Below are 18,851 nucleotides of genomic sequence, written 5' to 3' on the forward strand. Positions count from 1 at the left end.
GTAGGTTGCGCAACTGTCAGTTGCGCAATGTTGGAAGGACTCATGGACAAGGTGAACCTGGCGACCTCAGCACTGTTCTTCTCCTGGCTCGCCCATGACCTGGAGGAGTACGCGACCATGCCCGGCCGCGCCCATCCCTTCATGCGCTCGCTGCCGTTCCTGCCCGAGGAGGTGCGCCTGCGCGGACTCTCCCGCGACCAGGTGCAGGTGGCACTGAGCCTGATGGGGGCACTGATGGCGGCCGCCTCCGTGGACGGCTTCCGCACCCGGGGACGTTCGGCCTTCTATCAGGCAATGCTCTACGGCTACGGCATGCACGCCTTCATGCACCTGGGCTCGGCGGCGCTCGCACGCGGTTACACACCGGGGTGCGCAACGGCGCTGCCCGTGGTGCTGCCGTTCTGGCGCTTCGCCAAGGCCGCGCTGCGGGCCGACGGCGTGGAGCCGAAGGCCGCCCGGTGGACGCTCCCCGCGTTCCCCGTCGTGGGCGTGGTGCTGCACGGCGCGGGCTATCTGGCCGCCCGGCGCTGGCGGAGGCTGGCGGCATGAGGCGGCCGAGCGCGGTGGACACGGCCACGTTGGGACTGGCCGTCTGCTATCTGCTTAACGACGGCGAGGAACTGGCAACCTACCGCGCCTCCTCCGCCTGGCTGCTGCGACGGGCACCGCGCTGGGTCCCGCTTGCGGAGCAGGTGCGGCGCGACGGTAACGTTACCGTGAAGCCCCGAGTCGACCGAGGAGAACGGAGACAATCACAGTGACACGTGTACTGGTTACCGGAACGAGCACCGGACTGGGGCTGGGAGCCCTGAGCGACCTGCGCAAGCACGGGGCGCAGGTGGTGGCGCATGTACGCCGTTCCGAGCAGCTCGACGCCGTCGGCCGCGCCCTGGGAGAACAGGTTCCCGGCGTCGTCGGGGACCTGGCTGACCGGGCGCAGGTGCGGGAGGTGGCCGAGCAGGTGGCCGCCCTGGGTGGTGTGGACGCCGTCATCCACAATGCCGGCACCATGGACGAGCGCCTGGTGCTATCCGTAAATGTGGTGGCCCCGTATCTGATGACGGCGCTTGTGCCCGCGCGGCGGCACGTGTACCTCTCCTCCAGCATGCACCGCGGAGCGCGGCTCAATACCACACGACTTGCGGGCATGGACTGGACGGGTACGCGGCCGACGGCGTCGTACTCGGACTCCAAGCTGCTGGTGACGGCGCTGGCGGCCGCAGTGGGCCGCCTCCACCCGGGCACGTGGGCGAACGCCGTCGACCCGGGCTGGGTGCCCACCCGCATGGGTGGCGCTGGCGCCCCGGACGACCTGGACGCCGGGCACCACACCCAGGCCTGGCTCGCGCTGGGCGAGGACCCACGCACCCACACCAGCGCCTACTGGCACCACCTGCGCACCCAGCAGCCCGACCGGCGCGTGAATGACATCGAGTTCCAGGACCGGCTGCTGGCCGCACTAAACCAGGCCACCGGCACGCGCCTGGACTAGGACAGGCGCTCGATCTCCTCCACGATTACACGCGGCTCATCCAGCATCATCAGGTGTCGGGAGCCGGGCACGCGTCGTATGCGCGAAGCGCGGAATGCCGTGAGCAGGCTCGTCACCGCCGCCGCGCCGCTGAATGGCGGCGCCTCCAGGACGACTGCCGGCACCGGCGCGGGTATCGCCTGCCGTCTGCGCAGCGCCAGCAGTTGCGCCGCCTGCTCACGGAACGCCAGCCATTCCGCCGCCGCGGCCCCCAGTGCCCGTTCACTGCCCCACAGGGGTCGCCATCCGGCCGAGTCAATCGCCTCCGGCCTGGTCGTCTGCGACCTCATGCCCGCCCGCAGCATCCGTCCGGCGGCCACGCGCACCGCCGCCAGACGCAGGCAGCGTGTCGCAATCCGGTCCAGCGCGTCGGCCGCGGCCGAAGCGCGGGCATGCGGCGGCGTCGCCGACGGGTCCACCAGCATTACCCCGGCCACCCGCCCGGGTCGTAGCCGGGCGATCGCCTCCGCCTGGAAGGCAGCCATGGAGTGCGCCACTACCACCACCTGCCCCGGCTCCGCGTCCAGCAGCTCCACCAAGAACCTGGCCTCCCCGGCCAGTGACGGCGGCCCCGCGTGCCGGGTGCCGTGGTGTCCGGGACGGTCCACGGTGATCACCCGACGACCGGGCAGACCGGCGACCACCTCGTCCCACCCGGCGGCGGACAGCCCACAACCGTTCAGGAGCATCACCCCCGGTCCGCGTCCGTCCCGCAGCCGGACCGTATGACCGCTCGGAAAGCGCCCCGCGGTGATCCGCCCCGGATCAGTCATTACTCACCTTGCCGATTGTTCGTCCCGTTCATCCTCGAGCCGCCACGCCAGCAGCGCCATCCAAGCCGAGCACGCCAGCACCTGGACGGCCTGCACCGGTCCCTGAGTTCCGGGGGCGAGCCTGGGCGCCACCGCGGTGAACAGCAGCAGCGCGGCGATCACGACGCCGAAGGCCACCACCGCCCAGAACCGCGCCGTGCGGCCGTTGCGCTCGGCCATGCCCAGCGCCACCAGGGCGATCAGGGTGACCAGCGTGACCGATACGAGTACGGATGCGGCCTCGTGCAGGTGCCTGGCCAGGCTGGGTGTGGCTGCGCACACCGCGTCCCGGCTCTCCGCGCACGGCAGGTTGAACAGGCTGTCCAGCGCCGTGCCGGCCGCAACCAGCCCCAGGGCCACCGACGCGTGCGGGGCGCGAACGCCGAGCCATCGGCGCCAGCCGCGCCGTCCGAGCACGGCGATGACGGCGAACACGGTTGCGGCCGTCAGGTCCCCCAGGCGGAAGAACCACTGGTAGGGCTGGTCCTGCGCGGCCAGCTCGGACAGATAACCGAACAGTGCGCGCGGGTCGCCGTTCAGCCACCACGCCAGCCAGCTGTTGTAAGTGACGACGGCGAGCAGCGCGAGTACGACCCGTGCCCGGCGGGCGGTCATTGCTCCGGCCTCACCAGCGGGAAGGCGATCGTCTCGCGGATGGACGCGCCGGTGAGCATCATGACCAGCCGGTCCAGGCCCACGCCCAACCCACCCGAAGGCGGCATGCCCTGCTCCAGCGCCGCCAAGAACGCCTCGTCCAGCTCCATGGCCTCGGGGTCGCCTCCGGCCGCCGCCAGGGACTGGTCGGTCAGGCGTTGACGCTGAATCACCGGATCCACCAGCTCCGAGTAGGCGGTACCCACCTCGGCGCCGAACACAATCAGGTCCCAGCGCTCAGCCAGCCGGGCATCCTGGCGGTGGGGCCGGGTCAATGGCGAGGTCTCCGCCGGGAAGTCGGTGAAGAAGGTCGGGGCGACGGTGGTGGACTCCACCAGGTGCTCGTACAGCTCCTGCATCAAGGTTCCCCACCCCCAACGCGGGTCGTAGGGCATGGCGATCCCGTCGGCCTGGGCGCGCAGCACCTCCATGGGCGTCTCCGGCCCCACCTCCTCCCCCAGCCCCTCGCTGACGGCTTCGCACACGCTGACCGTCCGCCACGGGGCCGCCAGGTCGATCTCGTGCTCGGCGCCGCCCACCCGGCCGCGAATCACGGTGGTCCCGAGAGCCGCCCGGGCCGCCGAGACGATCAGATCGCGTGCCACGTCCTTCATGACCTCGTAGTCGGCGTGGGCCTGGTAGGCCTCCAGCATGGTGAACTCGGGGTTGTGCGTGGCATCGGCGCCCTCGTTGCGGAAGTTGCGGCCGATCTCGAAGACTCGCTCCATGCCGCCGACCAGGAGGCGCTTGAGGTACAGCTCCGGGGCGATGCGCAGGTACAGGTCCAGGTCGTAGGCGTTGATGTGCGTCTTGAACGGGCGCGCGTTCGCGCCGCCGTGCACGGGCTGGAGTATGGGCGTCTCCACCTCCAGGTAGTCACGTCCCAGCAGTTCCCGGCGGACCGCCTGGATGGCGTGGGAGCGGGCCGCGACCATCCTGCGCTCCCCGGGGTCGACGATCAGCGCCAGGTGACGCTGACGCACGCGGGTCTCGGGGTCGCGGATGCCCCGCCGCTTGTCCGGCAGGGGCCGCAACGCCTTGGAGGTCATGCTCCAGGTGGACACCAGCAGGCTGCGCGTACCGGTGCGCGAAGTGCCCACCGTGCCGGAGGCGACCACCTGGTCGCCCGCTCGCACCAGCCGTCGGAAGCGTGTCATATCGTCGACGCCGGTTGTGGAGCGTTCCAGAAGAATCTGCAGGTCGCCGCTGCGGTCACGCAGATCCGCGAAGAGCACCCCGCCGTGGTCGCGTACCGACATGACTCTGCCGGCCACGGAGCACGCCCCCGAGGCATCGGCGCATGACGCCGTGACGTTGACCGACGGCGGGTAGGGCTCCATGCCGGCGGCGACCATGGCCTCCCGTGAGGCCAGGCGAGAGGCGAACTGCTTGGCTGGCCGCCTGGAGGGCGCCGTCCTGGATGCTCCCATGCTGATGGCGCTCAGACGCGCCGAGTCCTCGTCGTCGCGGCGGGGCTGGTTTATGTCGGTCGTGGGTGACAGCCATCCGGGCGGTGACACGAACCCCTCCGCGACTCCCATGGCAAAGGCCACACGAGCCAGGTCCCCGCCGTCGGGGTAACAGATCATCCGTGGAGACCAGACGGGGTTGTACTTCGCATTGGAGCGGTAGAGGGACTCCAGCTGCCACCAGCGGGAGGCCAACAGCATCAGGCGTCTCCACAGGCGACGCACGGGTCCGGCGCCGATCCTCTCCCCCTCAACGAACGCCGAGCGGAAGACTGCGAAGTTGAGCGATGCCCGGGTGAGGCCGAGTTCTACGCCGTCGGACATCAGGGCGGACACCATCAGCTCGGTCACGCCGTTATCGGCGCCCGGGTGTCGTCTCATCACGTCGAGGCTCAAGCCGTCCGCCCCCCAGGGGGCGAAGGACAGCAGGGCGGCGATCTCCCCGCGCTCGTCACCGGGTGGGTAGAGCGCCTCCACCATCACGCACTCGCCGTCGGAGGGGTCGCCCAGGCGGCCCAGTGCCATCGAGAATCCCCGTTCCGCCTCTCCGCCTAGCCATTCATGGGCAAGACCCGTCAGGGCGCTGAGTTCATCGGTCGGGATCTCGCGGTGTCGGCGGATCCGCACCGTGTACCCCCGCTCCTTGAGTCGGCGAACCGGCCGACGCACCTCGGGCATGTCGTCGATCCGCGTGCGTGAGAAGTCCAGTACAGCCTCGTCACCAATGTGCAGCGCCCGCAGCCCGGCATCGGCGTAGGCCCGGGCGCCCGCCTCGGAAACCCCGATGACGGCGGGGGTCCAGCCGAATTCCGCGGCGCGGCGGACGAATGCCCGCGCCGCAGCCGACCAGGTGGACGGTTCTCCCAAGGGGTCACCTGAGGCCAGCGCTACACCATTGGCGACTCGGTACACGACGGCGGCGTCATCAGTCAGCAGCGCGGACTTGTCCCGGCGGGTGGCGAAGTATCCTAGAGAGTCCGCGGGATGCTCAGCCAGCAGGGTACGTACACGGCTCTCCTCCTTCACGGACATCTGCGCGATCTCCTGCTGGGAGCGCAGCAGCATCCCGAAGGCAACGAGGAAGGTGATCGCCCAGCCGAAGCCGAGCAGACTGGCCAGCCACTGGGGACTGCCCCCTACAAGCAGCTCTCCGAACTGCCGTGCGCCCACGCCGGAGACTGCGAATTTCACGAGGGCCGCGGCAAGCGTGACAGAACCGGCAGAGGCCACAAAGACCGTCAGAGCGCGGCGGCTGTTACCCGGCTGCGACCGCACCGTGTAATGCCTGCGGTATGCGGTTAATAGCCCCAGGAAGACCAGCAGCGTGGCGGTGTTCACCGTCAGGTAGGGGCGCACGTCCGCCAGCTCTTCGTCTTGGAACGCCACCGCCAGAATGAGTACGTACAGCAGGGTCACCAGTGCCGTTACCAGGGTAAGCGCGGTCCACGCCGCTCGCTTGCGCTTAGTCATGCCTGCTGCGAGCAGGAGGAGGACGATTCCGCTTAGCCAGTCGATTGACGGCAGCGGCACGATCCACAAGAAGATGAACTCCAGGACCTGACCGATACCGGGCGTGGAATTCAGTACGGTGTCAGTCAGCGCGAGTACCGCGATTAGGTACAGGACCCTAGGCAGAATGTGAGGGAAAAGGGGTTTGTGTGCCTGCATCGTCGGTGCGCGCTCCTTCCTGTCCGTGTCGGTGCTCCACGACACGAGGAAAGATTGTCAGTACCGCTCGCGGGACCTGAATCATGCGGAGGCATGATACGGCTCCGTAAGCACTCACCCTGGAAGACGATGTACCTCCTATCCTCAGGCCGCGCCTGCGCGGCCGAAACCGAGGTACCGCAGATGGTCAGCTGTTCGACTGCCGCTCGCGTGCCCTACGCTCGATCAGGTCACGCAGTTGTGCCCGCCCCATTCCGGTGGCAGTGACCAGCATCCGTGCCAGCTCGGCATCATCGGGCTCGGCCGGCGTATGCGCCTGCTCGGACTCGGGGCCTGACGCCCCGGTGCAGTCTGCGGTCAAGATCGAACCTCCTGATCAGCCATTGCCGGCCTGATGATCCATAAGGCAGTGATGAGCATGCTTGCCTGGCGCTAGCCGATGTGATCGACGGCTATTATCGCGCAGTCTCGCCCGACGAGGGGCCGCAGTGATCGCAATTTCTACCCATTCTGGAGCCGTGCCCGACCGAGGGGCCTGCCACCCCTAATAGCTCTGGTCGGGCTGGCGGGATTTGAACCCACGACCCCTTGACCCCCAGTCAAGTGCGCTACCAAGCTGCGCCACAGCCCGTGCCCGCGCGGCTCACGCCGCTCGGAACAAGGAAGACGATAGCCCATCTGTGTCCCGACGTCGAAATCCGCGGGCGGTGACACCGCTCACCGTTCCCGGATGGCCTTGGCAGCACTGACCGGCCTCGGCGGTTATATCTACCGATCTCGGCGGGTTGGCGGGTCAGGCGGAGGCGTTCCAGGCCTTGATGCCGCCCTCAAGGTTGGTCATGGGGCCGTCGTATCCGGCGTCCTCCAGAGCCGCAATGGCGCGGGCGGAGCGCACGCCCCCGGCGCAGTAGACGATCAGCTCCCGGCTCGGATCCAACTCCCCGCGGCGCTCGACCACCTGGGCGAGCGGAATGTGCGCCGCCCCGTCGATCGTCTCAAGCTCAACCTCGTGCGGCTCGCGCACGTCCAGCAGCGTGTACTCCTGCCCGGGCAACTCACCCGCGGCGATGCGCTCGCGCAGCTCAGTGGCGGTGATCGTGTTCATGGTGCTCTCCTGTACTTCAGTGTCCTGCTCCTGCCGCGACCGGGAGCCGCACAGGGCCTCATAATCCACCAGGCGGGTGATTGTTGGCTGGGAACCGCACACGGGGCAGTCGGGGTTCTTGCCGATCGGCAGCTCCGTCCCGCGTCCCTCCCAGGCGTTGACCAGCAGCATGCGGCCGATCAGCGGTTGCGCTCCTCCGACCACCAGTTTGAGCGCCTCGGCAGCCTGCATGGCGCCAACAATTCCGGGTAGTACGCCCAGTACCCCGGCCTCGGCGCAGGACGGTACCGCGCCCGGGTCGGGCGGGGTCGGGTGCACGCAGCGGTAGCAGGGGCCGCGTTCGGCGTCGAAGACGGTGACCTGGCCGTCGAAGCGCAGCACCGCCCCGTGCACGAGGGGGATGCCCAGCAGCACGCAGGCGTCCCCCAGCAGGTAGCGGGTGGGAAAGTTGTCGGTGCCGTCGATCACCACGTCCCAGCCGCGCAGCAGCTCCATGGCGTTGGCGCTGGTCAGGGCCTCCCGGCGGGTGACGATCTCCACGTCCGGGTTCAGGGCGGCCACGGCCTCCCGCGCGGAGTCGACCTTGGGGCGGCCCGCGGCGGCGGTGGTGTGCAGCACCTGGCGCTGCAGGTTGGAGACGGCGACGACGTCGTCGTCAATGATGCCGAGCGTGCCCACGCCGGCGGCGGCCAGGTACAGGACGGCGGGCGAGCCCAGGGCACCCGCGCCCAGCACCAGGATGCGGGCGGCGCGGATGCGCTGCTGCCCGCGCCCGCCCACCTCCGGCACAAGCGCGTTGCGCGAGTAGCGCATGCGCTCGGCGGCGGTGAGTGGACGCAGGCGGGCGTCGTCGATCAGCGAGGGGAACCCGTCCCCCGCCCCCGGCGTCATGGCTCTACCAGAACCGCTGCGCGGTGGTCAGTGGCGCAGGCCGCGGTAGCGGTCGATGAGCTGCCGGGTGGAGGCGTCCTGGGAGGCGTAGGCGGCCTCGTCGCCCCGCACGGCGGGGGCAATGTCCAGGGCGAGCTTCTTGCCGAGCTCCACGCCCCACTGGTCGAAAGAGTCGATGCCCCACACAATGCCCTCGGTGAAGGTGATGTGCTCGTACAGGGCGATCAGCTGCCCGACCACGGCGGGGGTCAGTGCCGGGGCGAGGATCGACGTCGTCGGCCGGTTGCCGGTGAACACGCGGGCCGGCACGATGGCCTCCGGGGTGCCCTCGGCGCGCACCTCCTCGGCGGTCTTGCCGAAGGCGAGGGCGGCGGTCTGGGCCAGGAAGTTGGACAGCAGCAGCTCGTGCACGTCCGCGTCGCCGTCCTTGACCGGGTGGGCCGGGTTGGCCACGGTGATGAAGTCGGCGGGGATCAGCCGGGTGCCCTGGTGGAGCAGCTGGAAGAAGGCGTGCTGGCCGTTGGTGCCGGGCTCGCCCCAGAAGATCTCCCCGGTGTCGGCCACCACGGGGCTGCCGTCCCAGCGCACGGACTTGCCGTTGGACTCCATGGTCAGCTGCTGCAGGTACGCCGGAAAGCGGTGCAGGTACTGGGCGTAGGGCAGCACGGCGTGGGAGGCTGCCTGGAAGAAGTTCACGTACCAGACGTTGAGCAGGCCCATGAGCATGGGCACGTTCTCGGCGGGGGCCTTGGTGGCGAAGTGTTCGTCTACGGTGTGGAAGCCGGACAGAAAGTCCGCGAAGTTCTCCGGACCGACGGTCACGGCCAGCACGGTGCCGACGGCGGAGTCCACCGAGTAGCGCCCGCCCACCCAGTTCCAGAAGCCGAAGGCGTTGGCCGGGTCGATGCCGAAGGCCTCCACCTTGTCCAAGGCGGTGGATACGGCCACGAAGTGCTTGGCGACGGCGCCGTCGGTGCTGATGCCGCGCGCGGCCAGCGCCTCCAGCAGCCAGGTGCGGGCCATGCGGGCGTTGGTGAGCGTCTCCAGGGTGGTGAAGGTCTTGGAGGCGATGATGAACAGAGTGGTCTCCGGGTCCAGGTCGGAGACCTTCTCGGCGCAGTCGTTGGGGTCGATGTTAGAGATGAAGCGGGCCTCCAGCCCCTTTTGCACGTAGGGGCGCAGGGCCTCGTAGACCATGACCGGGCCCAGGTCGCTGCCGCCGATGCCGATGTTGACGACCGTCTCGATGCGCTTGCCGGTCACGCCGGTCCACTCCCCCGAGCGCACGCGGCGGGCGAAGGCGTAGATCTTCTCCAGGACCTCGTGCACGTCGGCGACCACGTCCTGGCCGTCCACCGTGAGCGAGTCGGTGGCGGGGCGGCGCAGGGCGGTGTGCAGGACGGCGCGGTCCTCGGTGACGTTGATGTGCTCGCCGGCGAACATGGCGTCGCGGCGGCCGGGAACGTCCACGGCCTCGGCCAGCTCCACCAGGGCGTCGCGCACCTCGTCGGTCAGGAAGTTCTTGGACAGGTCGACGAACAGGTCGCCCATCTCGTATGAGTAGCGCTCGGCGCGCTGCGGGTCCTGGGCGAACCAGGCGCGCAGGTCGGGCTCCATGGACTGGTGCAGCTCAGTGAGCCGCTTCCAGGCGGACGTGGTGGTGGGGTCAACCGGTGTGCGTGTTGTCGACATGTCGCCAGTCTAGGCCGTCCGCTACCGTTACCGCATGGGAGACCTGGTGATCGGCGAGGACGGTCTGGCGCGGCCCGTGTGGGCGGCCGCCGACCCGCTGCTGCGCGACTACTACGACACCGAGTGGGGCATGCCCGTGCGCGACGAGCGCGGCGTGTTCGAGCGGCTCAGCCTGGAGGCCTTCCAGTCGGGCCTGTCCTGGCGCACCATCCTGGTCAAGCGGCCCGCCTTCCGGGAGGCCTTCGCCGACTTCCAGCCTGAGGCCGTGGCCGGCTTCGGGAACGAGGATGTGGCCCGGCTGCTGGCCGACGCCCGGATCGTGCGCAACCGGGCCAAGATCCTGGCCACCATCAATAACGCCCGTGCCACCGTGGCCCTGCGGGGTGCCGACGTCGACGGCCTGGCGGGCCTGGTCTGGTCCTTCCGGCCGGCGGTCACACCCGCCCCGCGCACGCTGGCGGAGGCTCCCACGCGCTCGCCGGAGTCCGAGGCACTGGCCCGCCGGCTCAAGCACCTGGGCTTCCGGTTCGTCGGCCCGACGACGGCATTCGCGCTGATGGAGGCCATCGGCATCGTGGACACCCACCTGGTGGGCTCCTGGCGGCGCGGCTCATCCGGGGTGTGGGGCTAGCGAGCGGAGGTCACGTGCTTGCTGTCAAAATCGATGACAAACGAAGTCCGCGGCGCTCAAGGCGCTTCAAAAAACGTTGGAACCATGCGGGTGCCGAGTAGCGTAGAAGAGCGCATCCCCGGCGTTTGTCATCGATTTTGACACCGCCGGTCCGTTGGCATGCCGAGCCGCCCTCAGCGCCGCTGACGGCGCTCGCGCACGCGCACGCCGATCTGGATCGGGGTGCCGGCGAAGCCGAACTCCTCGCGCAGCCGGTTCTCGATGAAGCGCCGGTAGCCGGCGTCCAGGAAGCCGGTGGTGAAGATGACGATGCGCGGCGGGGCGGTCTGCACCTGGGTGGCGAACAGGATGCGTGGCTGCTTCCCGCCCCGCACCGGGTGCGGCGTGGCCGCCTGCAGCTCCCCCAGGAAGGCGTTGAGCCGCCCCGTGGGCACGCGCGTGCTCCATCCTGCCAGGGCCGTGTCCAGGGCGCGCGCCAAGCGGTTGGTGTGCCAGCCGGTGCGGGCGGAGAGGTTGATGCGTGGCGCCCAGCCCACATGCGCGAGCTCGTGCTCCGCCTCCCACTCCAGCTGCTTGCGGCGGTCCTCATCCACCAGGTCCCACTTGTTGTTGACGATCACCAGGGCACGCCCAGCGTCAACCACCTGCTGGATCACGCGGATGTCCTGCTCGGTGACGGCCTCGGACGCATCCAGTAGCACCACGCCCACCTCGGCCTTCTCCACCGCCCCCTGGGTACGCAGCACCGCGTAGTAGTCGGCGCCGCGCGCCTGCCGGATGCGGCGGCGGATACCAGCGGTGTCCACCAGCACCCACTGGCGGCCGTCGAACTCCACCACCTCGTCCACCGGGTCGCGGGTGGTGCCGGCCAGCTCGTTAACGACCACCCGCTCGTTCCCGGCGAGCTGGTTCAGCAGGGAGGACTTGCCGACGTTGGGCCGCCCCACCAGGGCGATGCGGTGCAGGTCATCGCTGCGCTCCGGCCCGGCCACCGCGGAGACCTCCGGCAGGACGGCGACGACGGCGTCCAGCAGCTCGCCGCTGCCGCGCCCGTGCAGGGCGGAAACGGCGTAGGGCTCGCCCAGTCCCAGGGCCCACAGGGAGGCGGCATCGCCCTCCTGCACGGGCGAGTCGACCTTGTTGGCCGCCAGCACCACCGGCTTGCCGGAGCGGCGCAGCATCTTCACGATCCGGTCGTCGGCCTCGGTGACGCCCACGCGGGCGTCCACCACCAGTAGCACCGCGTCGGCCAGGTCCACGGCCGCCTCGGCCTGTGCGGCGACGGCGGCGTCCAGCCCGGCCACGTCGATCTCCCAGCCGCCGGTGTCAACGATGGTGAAGCGCTTGCCCGCCCACTCCGCCGGGTAGGAGACGCGGTCTCGGGTCACCCCGGGCACGTCCTGCACTACGGCCGCCCTGCGGCCCAGGACCCGGTTGACGAGAGTGGACTTGCCGACGTTCGGCCGGCCGACGACGGCAAGGACGGGCAGGCCCGCCTCCAGGCCGGCTTCGGCAGCGGGTATCTCCTCCCCCGCGAGCAGGGCACGGTCCTCCTCGTCGAGCTCGTAGTCGTCCAGTCCGGTACGCAGTGCGTCAGCACGGGCGTCCTCCAGCCGCTCACGCTCGGCGCTCTCGGCGCGCGACCGCTCGACCAGCGCGGTGACGCGGGTGATGGTCTCCTCCAGCGTCAGGTTCGAGGTATCCACCGCGGTGACGCCCTCGGGGGCGGTGAGGAACTGGGAGACGGTGGCGTCGTCGCGGTCGCGGCGCACCACCTGGTCGCGCAGGGCGGCGGCATCCACGGCCTTTCCGGCGGCGTCCAGGTCGGCGGCGCGGCGGGCCAGCCGGGCCTGCTCGCTGGCGGTCAGCAGCAGGCGCACGTCGGCGTCGGGGGCGACGACGGTGGTGATGTCTCGCCCCTCGGCGATGATGCCTGCGCCGCGGGAGAAGGAGCCGGCCAGAGCACCGGCCTCGGCGCGGATGATTTCACGCTGGAGCCGCGCCATCTCGGCGCGCACATCCAGGTTGGTGGCGACCTTGGAGACCACTGTGGACACGTGCGGGTCGCGGATGGCCTCGGCGATGTCCACCCCGTCGCAGGTGACACCGGGCGCCTCGGGATCAAGACCCATCACCAGCGGCATGGCCTGCACGGCGTGGGTGACGGCCTCGGCGTCGTCCAGGTCGATGCCGGTGCGCTCGCACCACCAGGCGGCTGCCCGGTACATGGCGCCGGTGTCCAGGTAGGCCAGCCCCAGCGCGGCCGCAACCCGCTTGGACACCGTGGACTTGCCGGACCCGGACGGCCCGTCAATGGCGACGACGATTCCCATGTGTTCCTCCAACGTTCGACCCCGCGGGCTCCGGCGAGCCGGTCGGTCTCAAGGGGTAAGCGTCCCACAATCAGGCACCGCCGCACGGATCGGCGGCAGATGAGTCCGCCCACAGCCGCGCCGCGGCAAGTGCTCCGCCCTCCTTAGGACACGACCACGCGCCAGCCGCGGGCGTCCAGGGCCTCCTCCAGCCCCTGGGCGGCGGCCGGCATGACCGAGAGCATGGCCAGGCCGGCGCTCTGCCCGGGCGAGTGCTCCATGGCGAAGTCCTCGATATTGACGCCCGCCTCGCCGACGTCGGAGAACAGACGGCCCAGCGAGCCGGCCGAGTCGGGCACCAGCACCTGCACCTGCGCGTAGCGGCGCGGCGCCCCGCCGTGCTTGCCCGGTATGCGGGCCTGCCCGGCATTGCCGCGGGTCATCAGGTCGGTGATGGCGCCGACGGCGCCGGGGGCGATGGTGGCGGCGTCCCCGGCGGCGGTGTAGGCCGGGTCGCCGGGGTCGACGGCGGCGGGCGCGATCCCGTTGATCAGTGCGTCCAGGTCCCCGCGCAGCTGGCGCAGCATGTCCACCACCGGCCCGGCGTTGCCGACCACGATCGCCGACCACAGCCGCGGGTCGGAGGCGGCGATGCGGGTGGTGTCGCGCAGCCCCTGCCCGGCCAGGCCGAGCGCGTTCTCGGGGGTGGACTCCAGGCGGGCGGCCAGCAGGGAGCTGACCAGTTGGGGGACGTGGCTGACGGCGGCGACGGCGGCATCGTGCTCGGCGGCATTCATGCGCACCGGGGTGGCGCCGACGTCGACGGCCAGGTTGCGCACCGCCAATTCGGCCTCCGGGGCGGACCCGTCGGCGACGACCACCCAGGGGTGGCCGGCGAACAGGTCGGAGTCGGCGGCGGCGGCTCCGGACCGCTCCCGCCCGGCCATGGGGTGGGAGCCGACGTAGCGGCGCGCCTCCCGCCCGCCGTGGCGGCGCACCTCGGCGGCAATGCGCGCCTTGACGCTCGCGACGTCCGTGACCACCGCGTCCGGGTGGGCGGCCAGCTCGCGCAGCACCACGCCGGCGGCCACGTCCGGTGGGGTCGCGACCACGATCAGGGCGGGTTCGGCGCTGTGCTCGTCACGCACCTGCCCGGCGCCCATGTCGCGCGCCAGTGCCAGGGAGGTGGGTGAGGTGTCGGCTAACTGCACCGGGACGCCGGCTGAGGTCAGGGCCAGCGCCAGGGAGGTGCCCAGCAGCCCGGTGCCGACCACCAGCACCGGCCCCCGGGTGGCGAGCGGGGCGGAGGGGTTTCCGGCGGCGCTCACAGGCCCACCTCCTTTTGCAGTGCGCTTACCTCCGCACCCGTGAGCGGGCGCATCTCCCCCGGGCGCAGACCGCCGAGAGACAGCGTTCCGATCCGGGTGCGGGACAGACGAATTACGGGGTGCCCGACGGCTGCCAGCATGCGGCGCACGATCCGGTTGCGGCCCGAGTGCAGGGTGACCTCAAGGATCGAGGCGTCCGGGGCGGAGTCCTTGACCACTACGCGGTCCGCGGCAATCGGCCCGTCCTCCAGCTCGATGCCGCGCTTGAGCCGACTCGGCAGCCCGCTGCTGACGTGCCCCCGCACCACCGCCACGTAGGTCTTGGCGACCTCATAGCTGGGGTGGGTGAGCCGGTGGGTGAGCTCGCCGTCGTTGGACAGCAGCAGCAGCCCCTCGGTGTCGGCGTCCAACCGGCCCACGTGCACCAGCCGCAGCGCGGAAGCCTTCTCCGGCCCGCCCAGCTGCTCGGCGTGCTCGGCCAGGTACTGCTCGGTGTACTCGGAGACCGTGGGGCGGCCCTGCGGGTCCTCCATGGTGGTGACCACGCCGACGGGCTTGTGCAGCATGACCGTGATGACATCGGGGTCGGTGAGCACCCGCGAGCCGTCCACACGGATCTCCTGGGTGGCGGGGTCAACGCGCACTCCGGGCTCGGTGACTCGCACCCCGTCGACGCTGACTCTCCCGGTGGCGATCAGCTGCTCGCATACGCGCCGGGACCCCACCCCGGCGTGGGCCAGCACCTTCTGCAGCCGCTGCCCGCCGACGACGTAGGGGTCGTCGGGGCGTGCCCGCCCTCCCCGGGGGGCGTCGGCGGCCGCGGCGGGCGCCGTGGAGGAGGCCTCGTCCTCGTAGTCGACTTCTTCGAGGTCGTCGGCGTCGTAGAACTCCTCGGCGCCGAGATCCAGTGCGTCCGGGACGTTCTGGGCGCCTCCGTCGGTATTGTTGCGCATGCTCACGGCAGCATCCTCCCGGTGATCTCATCTTCTATGTCCCCCAGGGCGGAGGAATCGGGCAGGTAGGGAGCCAGGGGCGGTAGGTCGGCAAGCGAGTCCAGGCCCAGGTACTCCAGGAACTCCCCGGTGGTGCGGTACAGGATCGCACCGGAGGGCTCCGTGCCGGCCTCCTCGATCAGGCCGCGGGCGTGCAGGGTGCGCACCACGCCGTCTACGTTCACGCCCCGCACCGCAGCTATCCGGCCGCGAGTGACGGGCTGCCGGTAGGCGATGACGGCCAGCGTCTCCAGTGCGGCCTGCGACAGGCGGGCGGTGGCCCCGCCAATGACGAAGCGCTCCACCAGCTCGCTGAACCGGGGGGCGGAGGCCAGCCGCCAGCCGCCCGCAGCCCGTCGCAGGACGAAGCCGCGCGCCCGCGTGCCGCCGTCGGGGCCGGGCTTCTCGCCGGCGTACTCGGCGGCCAGTGACTCCAGCACCGCCTCGATGAGCTGCTCGTCCCGGTCGAGGGCCTGGGCCAAGGCGACCACCGTGACCGGCTCGTCCGCTACTGCCAGGACGGCTTCCACCGCGGCACGTAGTTCCTCCTCCGGCACGGGTACCGGCAAAGCCGCCGCCGACTCCACGGCGCTCATGCGAATTCCTCCTCCAGCTCCAGGGAGTCCGCGGCCACTGCGCTCGGATCCTCAAGCGACTCGTCCCGCCAGCTAACCGTGATCTCCCCCATGGGCGATTCCTGTGCCAGGTCGACGCCTCCCTGGCGGTACAGGATCAGCAGCGCCAGGAAGCGGGCGACGACGACCGCGGTACGCCCCGCGTCAGCAGTCAGCTCAGTGAACGTAAGGGTGCCGGCGCGGCGCAGCCGGCCGGCGAGCAGGCGCAGCTGCTCCCCCACGGGGACGCGCTCGTGCAGGTGCACGGTCTGCACGCCCGGATCCCGGCGGCGGGTCAGTACATCGGCCGCGATGCGGGCCAGGTCCTCGGCGTCGCTGGTGGCCACAAGCCGAGGCAGCAGGGCCGCCAGCTCGGGGGGCAGGGACACCACGCGCGGGTGCGTGCGGGAAGCCGCCTCGGCGTGGGAGCGGATGACCTTGGCCGCCTCCTTGAAGGCCCGGTACTGCAGCAGCCGGGCGAAGAGCACGTCGCGGGCCTCGAGCAGCTCCATGTCCTCGTCCATCTCCTCGGAATCGTGCGGGAGGAGCCGGTGGGCCTTGAGCGCCAGCAGGGTGGAGGCAACCACCAGGAACTCGCTGGCGCGCCCGAGGTCCCAGTCCGCGCGCATGTGGGCGATGAACTCGTCGGTAACCTCCGCCAGGGCCAGTTCAGTGATGTCCAGCCGCTTACGGGCGATCAGGGTGAGCAGCAGGTCGAAGGGCCCCTCGAACTGCGGCAGGTTGACCTGGAATCCGGGCACCTGCCCAGGCCCTGCCGGAACCAGCCCCGGTGAGGTCTCCAGCTGCGGCTGGGAGCCGTTCGGAAGCGTCTCAATAACCGGTTCAGGCAACATTGCCGCGCGCGATGACCTCACGGGCCAGGCGCCGGTACGCCTCGGCACCGGGATGCCCGGAGGCGTAGCTGGTGATGGGTTCGGCTGCTACGGATGCGTCCGGGAACTTGATCGTGCGACGGATCTGCGTGTCGAAGAGCTTGTCGCCGAAGGCCTCCGTCAGGCGCTCGAGCACCTCCCGGGAGTGGAGCGTCCGCGGGTCCACCATGGTGGCGAGGATGCCGTCGATCTGCAGCCGCGGGTTGATGCGGTCCCGCACCCGGTCCACGGTCTCCACCAGCAGGGCTACGCCGCGCAGAGCGAAGAACTCCGTCTCCAGCGGGATGATGACGCCGTGCGCGGCGGTGAGGGCGTTGACCGTCAGCAGGCCCAGGGAGGGCTGGCAGTCGACGATGATCGCGTCATAGTCGTCCAGCACGGGACGCAGCACGCGGGCGAGAGCCTGCTCGCGGGCGACCTCCCCGACCAGCTGTACCTCTGCCGCGGACAGGTCGATATTCGCGGGCACCAAGTCCAGGCCCTCTACGGAGGTGGAGTGGATGATGGGCCGCACATCGGGGCGGGCGGCGACCAGCATGTCGTAGACGGTCTGGTCCAGCTCGTGGGCGTTGATGCCCAGGCCGGCGCTCGCCGCGCCCTGCGGGTCGAAGTCCACGATCAGTACGCGGCGTCCGTACTCGGCCAGCGCGGCGCCCAGGTTGATGGTGGTGGTGGTCTTTCCCACGCCGCCCTTCTGGTTGCACATGGCGATCACACGGGCGGGCCCGTGCGATTCAAGTGGCGCCGGCACAGGGAAAACCTTCTCCTGTTCTTCCAGCTTGCCGTCGTCAGAGTTCTCGGGCGGGTCGATCAGGCCGGGCTGCTTGGCGTCACTCACACGGGCAGCCTAGTCGAAGTGGGACAGCGGGACGCGGAGAAGACTCCTTCGCAGGCTAGCCGCGGGCCCGCGGGTGACTGGTGGCGTAAACCTCCCGCAGGTGGTCGACGGTGACCTTGGTGTAGATCTGGGTGGTGGTGACCGAGGCGTGCCCCAGCATCTCCTGGACCACGCGCACATCCGCACCTCCGGCCAGCAGGTGGGTGGCGAAGGAGTGCCGCAGCGTGTGCGGGGAGATGCGTCGCTCCGCCCCTCCGCCGGAACCGGAGCCCCCGGCCAGTCCGGCCCGCTGCGCCGCGTGCTGCAGCACCGCCCAGGCCGACTGCCGTGACAGTGGCCGGCCCAGGGTGTTCAGGAACACTTCCGGCACTCCCCGCCCCTTCGCCGCCAGGGCGGGACGTCCACGCACCAGGTAGGCCTCCAGCGCGTCCCAGGCGAACTGGCCCATCGGTACGATCCGCTCCTTGCGTCCCTTGCCGAACACCCGCAGGCAGCCGGATGCGGCATCCAAGTCGTCCACTACCAGCCCAACTGCCTCCGAGATACGCGCACCGGTTGCGTACAGCAGTTCCAGCAGGGCGCGGTCACGCAGGGACACCGGCGAGTCGTCGTTTCCAGCGGATTCCAGCAGGCGGCGCACCTCGTCCACGGTGAGCGCCTTGGGCAGGCGCCGTCCCACCTGCGGTGGACGTACCGCCGCCGATGGATCGGCATCGGTGCTTCCCTCGGCATGGAGGAACCTGTGCCAGCCGCGCACGGCAGTGACTGTGCGGGACGCTGAGGACGCAGCCAGCGGGCGACCGCCGTCGGCGCCGGTACGCAGCGCCTCCAGGAATGCGGCCACATCCGCCTCGGTCACCGAGTCGGGCGCGTGAATCGAGCGCCCGCGCAGGAAATCGGCGTAGCGACCCAGGTCCCGCTCGTAGGCCGCCAGCGTATTGGGACTCAGCCCGCGCTCTACACGCAGGTGTGCCAGGTAACCGGACCGGGCCCGCTCAAGCGCATCCCCGCGAGGATCGTGGGTGCGCCGCCCGGTCGCCCCGGTGTCCGCAGCTGCTCGGGTAATGATGCTGTCCGGCGTGCTCAGGCGAATCGGGCAACCAGCCCGAGACCGATAATGGTTGCCGTCCAGACCAGGGCCACCCCGATGGTGATCCGGTTCAGGTTTCGTTCGGCGACGCCGGAGGAGCCGGCTGAGGAGGTGATGCCGCCTCCGAACATGTCGGACAGGCCACCGCCCCTGCCCTTGTGCATCAGGATCGTCATGATCAGGAAGAAGCTTGAGAGGACCAGCAGTACCTGCAGGATTATGGTCAGCACGCCCACGCCGCATTCCCTTCGTCGTCGTTCCGGCCGGTTCGGCCTGTCACAGTGAGGCGACCGCCGCCTCCTCACTCGGCGACTCTACCCGATCCGCGCAC

General features: G+C 70.4%; 18 protein-coding genes and 1 tRNA gene. 4 read left to right on the plus strand and 15 right to left on the minus strand.

Annotated elements, in window-relative coordinates; all coding sequences use genetic code 11:
- The first annotated feature begins 42 nt into the window (after nucleotides 1-42).
- From GZ998_RS12360 to GZ998_RS12370, 3 genes are read left to right on the plus strand one after another with little or no spacing between them, the layout of a single operon-like run.
- Entirely contained in the window at nucleotides 43-549 is a 507-nt protein-coding gene (locus tag GZ998_RS12360) for an HXXEE domain-containing protein (RefSeq protein ID WP_161924008.1), read from the plus strand.
- Complete coding sequence (locus GZ998_RS12365) at nucleotides 546-761, plus strand: hypothetical protein (RefSeq protein WP_219110035.1); 216 nt, start codon at nucleotides 546-548, stop codon at nucleotides 759-761. Before GZ998_RS12360 ends, GZ998_RS12365 begins: the two co-directional genes overlap by 4 nt.
- On the plus strand, nucleotides 758-1,492 hold the full coding sequence (locus tag GZ998_RS12370; RefSeq protein WP_162678502.1) for an SDR family NAD(P)-dependent oxidoreductase: 735 nt from the start codon (nucleotides 758-760) through the stop codon (nucleotides 1,490-1,492). The genes GZ998_RS12365 and GZ998_RS12370 overlap by 4 nt, the downstream gene beginning before the upstream one ends.
- On the opposite strand, the gene GZ998_RS12375 is transcribed toward GZ998_RS12370, so the two are convergent.
- The 7 genes from GZ998_RS12375 to pgi all read right to left on the minus strand — a co-directional run bounded on the left by GZ998_RS12375 (nucleotide 1,489) and on the right by pgi (nucleotide 9,822).
- Entirely contained in the window at nucleotides 1,489-2,220 is a 732-nt protein-coding gene (locus GZ998_RS12375; protein WP_257506029.1) for an alpha/beta fold hydrolase, read from the minus strand. The two genes, GZ998_RS12370 and GZ998_RS12375, sit on opposite strands and share 4 nt — an antisense overlap.
- Nucleotides 2,221-2,307: 87 nt before the next feature.
- On the minus strand, nucleotides 2,308-2,958 hold the full coding sequence (locus GZ998_RS12380; protein WP_219110039.1) for a DUF998 domain-containing protein: 651 nt from the start codon (nucleotides 2,956-2,958) through the stop codon (nucleotides 2,308-2,310).
- Nucleotides 2,955-6,134: a bifunctional lysylphosphatidylglycerol synthetase/lysine--tRNA ligase LysX gene (lysX, locus tag GZ998_RS12385; RefSeq protein ID WP_219110041.1), complete on the minus strand. Its 3,180-nt coding sequence runs from the start codon at nucleotides 6,132-6,134 to the stop codon at nucleotides 2,955-2,957. Before lysX ends, GZ998_RS12380 begins: the two co-directional genes overlap by 4 nt.
- A gap of 187 nt (nucleotides 6,135-6,321) precedes the next feature.
- Complete coding sequence (locus tag GZ998_RS12390) at nucleotides 6,322-6,495, minus strand: hypothetical protein (RefSeq protein ID WP_162678498.1); 174 nt, start codon at nucleotides 6,493-6,495, stop codon at nucleotides 6,322-6,324.
- Between the two features lie 193 nt (nucleotides 6,496-6,688).
- Nucleotides 6,689-6,765, minus strand: a tRNA-Pro gene (locus GZ998_RS12395).
- Between the two features lie 162 nt (nucleotides 6,766-6,927).
- The gene (moeB, locus tag GZ998_RS12400; protein WP_219110042.1) at nucleotides 6,928-8,130 is read right to left on the minus strand and encodes a molybdopterin-synthase adenylyltransferase MoeB; all 1,203 of its coding nucleotides are present in this window, start codon (nucleotides 8,128-8,130) and stop codon (nucleotides 6,928-6,930) included.
- 27 nt (nucleotides 8,131-8,157) lie between these two features.
- Complete coding sequence (pgi, locus tag GZ998_RS12405) at nucleotides 8,158-9,822, minus strand: glucose-6-phosphate isomerase (RefSeq protein ID WP_219110044.1); 1,665 nt, start codon at nucleotides 9,820-9,822, stop codon at nucleotides 8,158-8,160.
- Between the two features lie 34 nt (nucleotides 9,823-9,856).
- On the opposite strand from pgi, the gene GZ998_RS12410 reads away from it, so the two are divergent.
- Nucleotides 9,857-10,453, plus strand: a complete 597-nt coding sequence (locus GZ998_RS12410; RefSeq protein ID WP_219110046.1) for a DNA-3-methyladenine glycosylase I — start codon at nucleotides 9,857-9,859, stop codon at nucleotides 10,451-10,453.
- A 173-nt stretch (nucleotides 10,454-10,626) separates the two neighbouring features.
- Here GZ998_RS12410 and der read toward each other — a convergent pair whose 3' ends face one another.
- From der to secG, 8 genes are all read right to left on the minus strand, one after another.
- A complete protein-coding gene (gene der / locus GZ998_RS12415; RefSeq protein WP_162678494.1) occupies nucleotides 10,627-12,786 on the minus strand; it encodes a bifunctional cytidylate kinase/GTPase Der in 2,160 nt (719 codons plus the stop codon).
- Between the two features lie 143 nt (nucleotides 12,787-12,929).
- On the minus strand, nucleotides 12,930-14,093 hold the full coding sequence (locus GZ998_RS12420) for a prephenate dehydrogenase (RefSeq protein WP_219110048.1): 1,164 nt from the start codon (nucleotides 14,091-14,093) through the stop codon (nucleotides 12,930-12,932).
- Nucleotides 14,090-15,046 (minus strand): pseudouridine synthase, encoded by a 957-nt coding sequence (locus GZ998_RS12425; RefSeq protein WP_219110071.1) that lies wholly within the window; start codon nucleotides 15,044-15,046, stop codon nucleotides 14,090-14,092. The genes GZ998_RS12420 and GZ998_RS12425 overlap by 4 nt, the downstream gene beginning before the upstream one ends.
- A gap of 2 nt (nucleotides 15,047-15,048) precedes the next feature.
- The gene (gene scpB, locus GZ998_RS12430; RefSeq protein WP_161923996.1) at nucleotides 15,049-15,681 is read right to left on the minus strand and encodes an SMC-Scp complex subunit ScpB; all 633 of its coding nucleotides are present in this window, start codon (nucleotides 15,679-15,681) and stop codon (nucleotides 15,049-15,051) included.
- Nucleotides 15,678-16,553, minus strand: a complete 876-nt coding sequence (locus tag GZ998_RS12435; RefSeq protein ID WP_219110049.1) for a ScpA family protein — start codon at nucleotides 16,551-16,553, stop codon at nucleotides 15,678-15,680. Before GZ998_RS12435 ends, scpB begins: the two co-directional genes overlap by 4 nt.
- Entirely contained in the window at nucleotides 16,543-17,430 is an 888-nt protein-coding gene (locus tag GZ998_RS12440) for a ParA family protein (protein WP_161923995.1), read from the minus strand. The genes GZ998_RS12435 and GZ998_RS12440 overlap by 11 nt, the downstream gene beginning before the upstream one ends.
- A 55-nt stretch (nucleotides 17,431-17,485) precedes the next feature.
- Entirely contained in the window at nucleotides 17,486-18,406 is a 921-nt protein-coding gene (gene xerD / locus GZ998_RS12445; RefSeq protein ID WP_202616322.1) for a site-specific tyrosine recombinase XerD, read from the minus strand.
- Between the two features lie 107 nt (nucleotides 18,407-18,513).
- Nucleotides 18,514-18,756, minus strand: coding sequence for a preprotein translocase subunit SecG (gene secG, locus GZ998_RS12450; protein ID WP_161925319.1), 243 nt, complete (start codon nucleotides 18,754-18,756; stop codon nucleotides 18,514-18,516).
- Nucleotides 18,757-18,851: the final 95 nt, after the last annotated feature.

Source organism: Actinomyces sp. 594 (genome assembly GCF_019325145.1).
Classification (GTDB): Bacteria; Actinomycetota; Actinomycetes; order Actinomycetales; family Actinomycetaceae; genus Actinomyces.

Excerpts from the sequence above, each read along its gene's own strand:
- GZ998_RS12360 (WP_161924008.1), top strand. The coding sequence starts at position 43 with ATGGACAAGGTGAACCTGGCGACCTCAGCACTGTTCTTCTCCTGGCTC.
- GZ998_RS12365 (WP_219110035.1), top strand. The coding sequence starts at position 546 with ATGAGGCGGCCGAGCGCGGTGGACACGGCCACGTTGGGACTGGCCGTC.
- GZ998_RS12375 (WP_257506029.1), bottom strand. The coding sequence starts at position 2,220 with ATGCTCCTGAACGGTTGTGGGCTGTCCGCCGCCGGGTGGGACGAGGTG.
- GZ998_RS12380 (WP_219110039.1), bottom strand. The coding sequence starts at position 2,958 with ATGACCGCCCGCCGGGCACGGGTCGTACTCGCGCTGCTCGCCGTCGTC.
- lysX (WP_219110041.1), bottom strand. The coding sequence starts at position 6,134 with ATGCAGGCACACAAACCCCTTTTCCCTCACATTCTGCCTAGGGTCCTG.
- moeB (WP_219110042.1), bottom strand. The coding sequence starts at position 8,130 with ATGACGCCGGGGGCGGGGGACGGGTTCCCCTCGCTGATCGACGACGCC.
- pgi (WP_219110044.1), bottom strand. The coding sequence starts at position 9,822 with ATGTCGACAACACGCACACCGGTTGACCCCACCACCACGTCCGCCTGG.
- GZ998_RS12410 (WP_219110046.1), top strand. The coding sequence starts at position 9,857 with ATGGGAGACCTGGTGATCGGCGAGGACGGTCTGGCGCGGCCCGTGTGG.
- der (WP_162678494.1), bottom strand. The coding sequence starts at position 12,786 with ATGGGAATCGTCGTCGCCATTGACGGGCCGTCCGGGTCCGGCAAGTCC.
- GZ998_RS12425 (WP_219110071.1), bottom strand. The coding sequence starts at position 15,046 with ATGCGCAACAATACCGACGGAGGCGCCCAGAACGTCCCGGACGCACTG.
- scpB (WP_161923996.1), bottom strand. The coding sequence starts at position 15,681 with ATGAGCGCCGTGGAGTCGGCGGCGGCTTTGCCGGTACCCGTGCCGGAG.
- GZ998_RS12435 (WP_219110049.1), bottom strand. The coding sequence starts at position 16,553 with ATGTTGCCTGAACCGGTTATTGAGACGCTTCCGAACGGCTCCCAGCCG.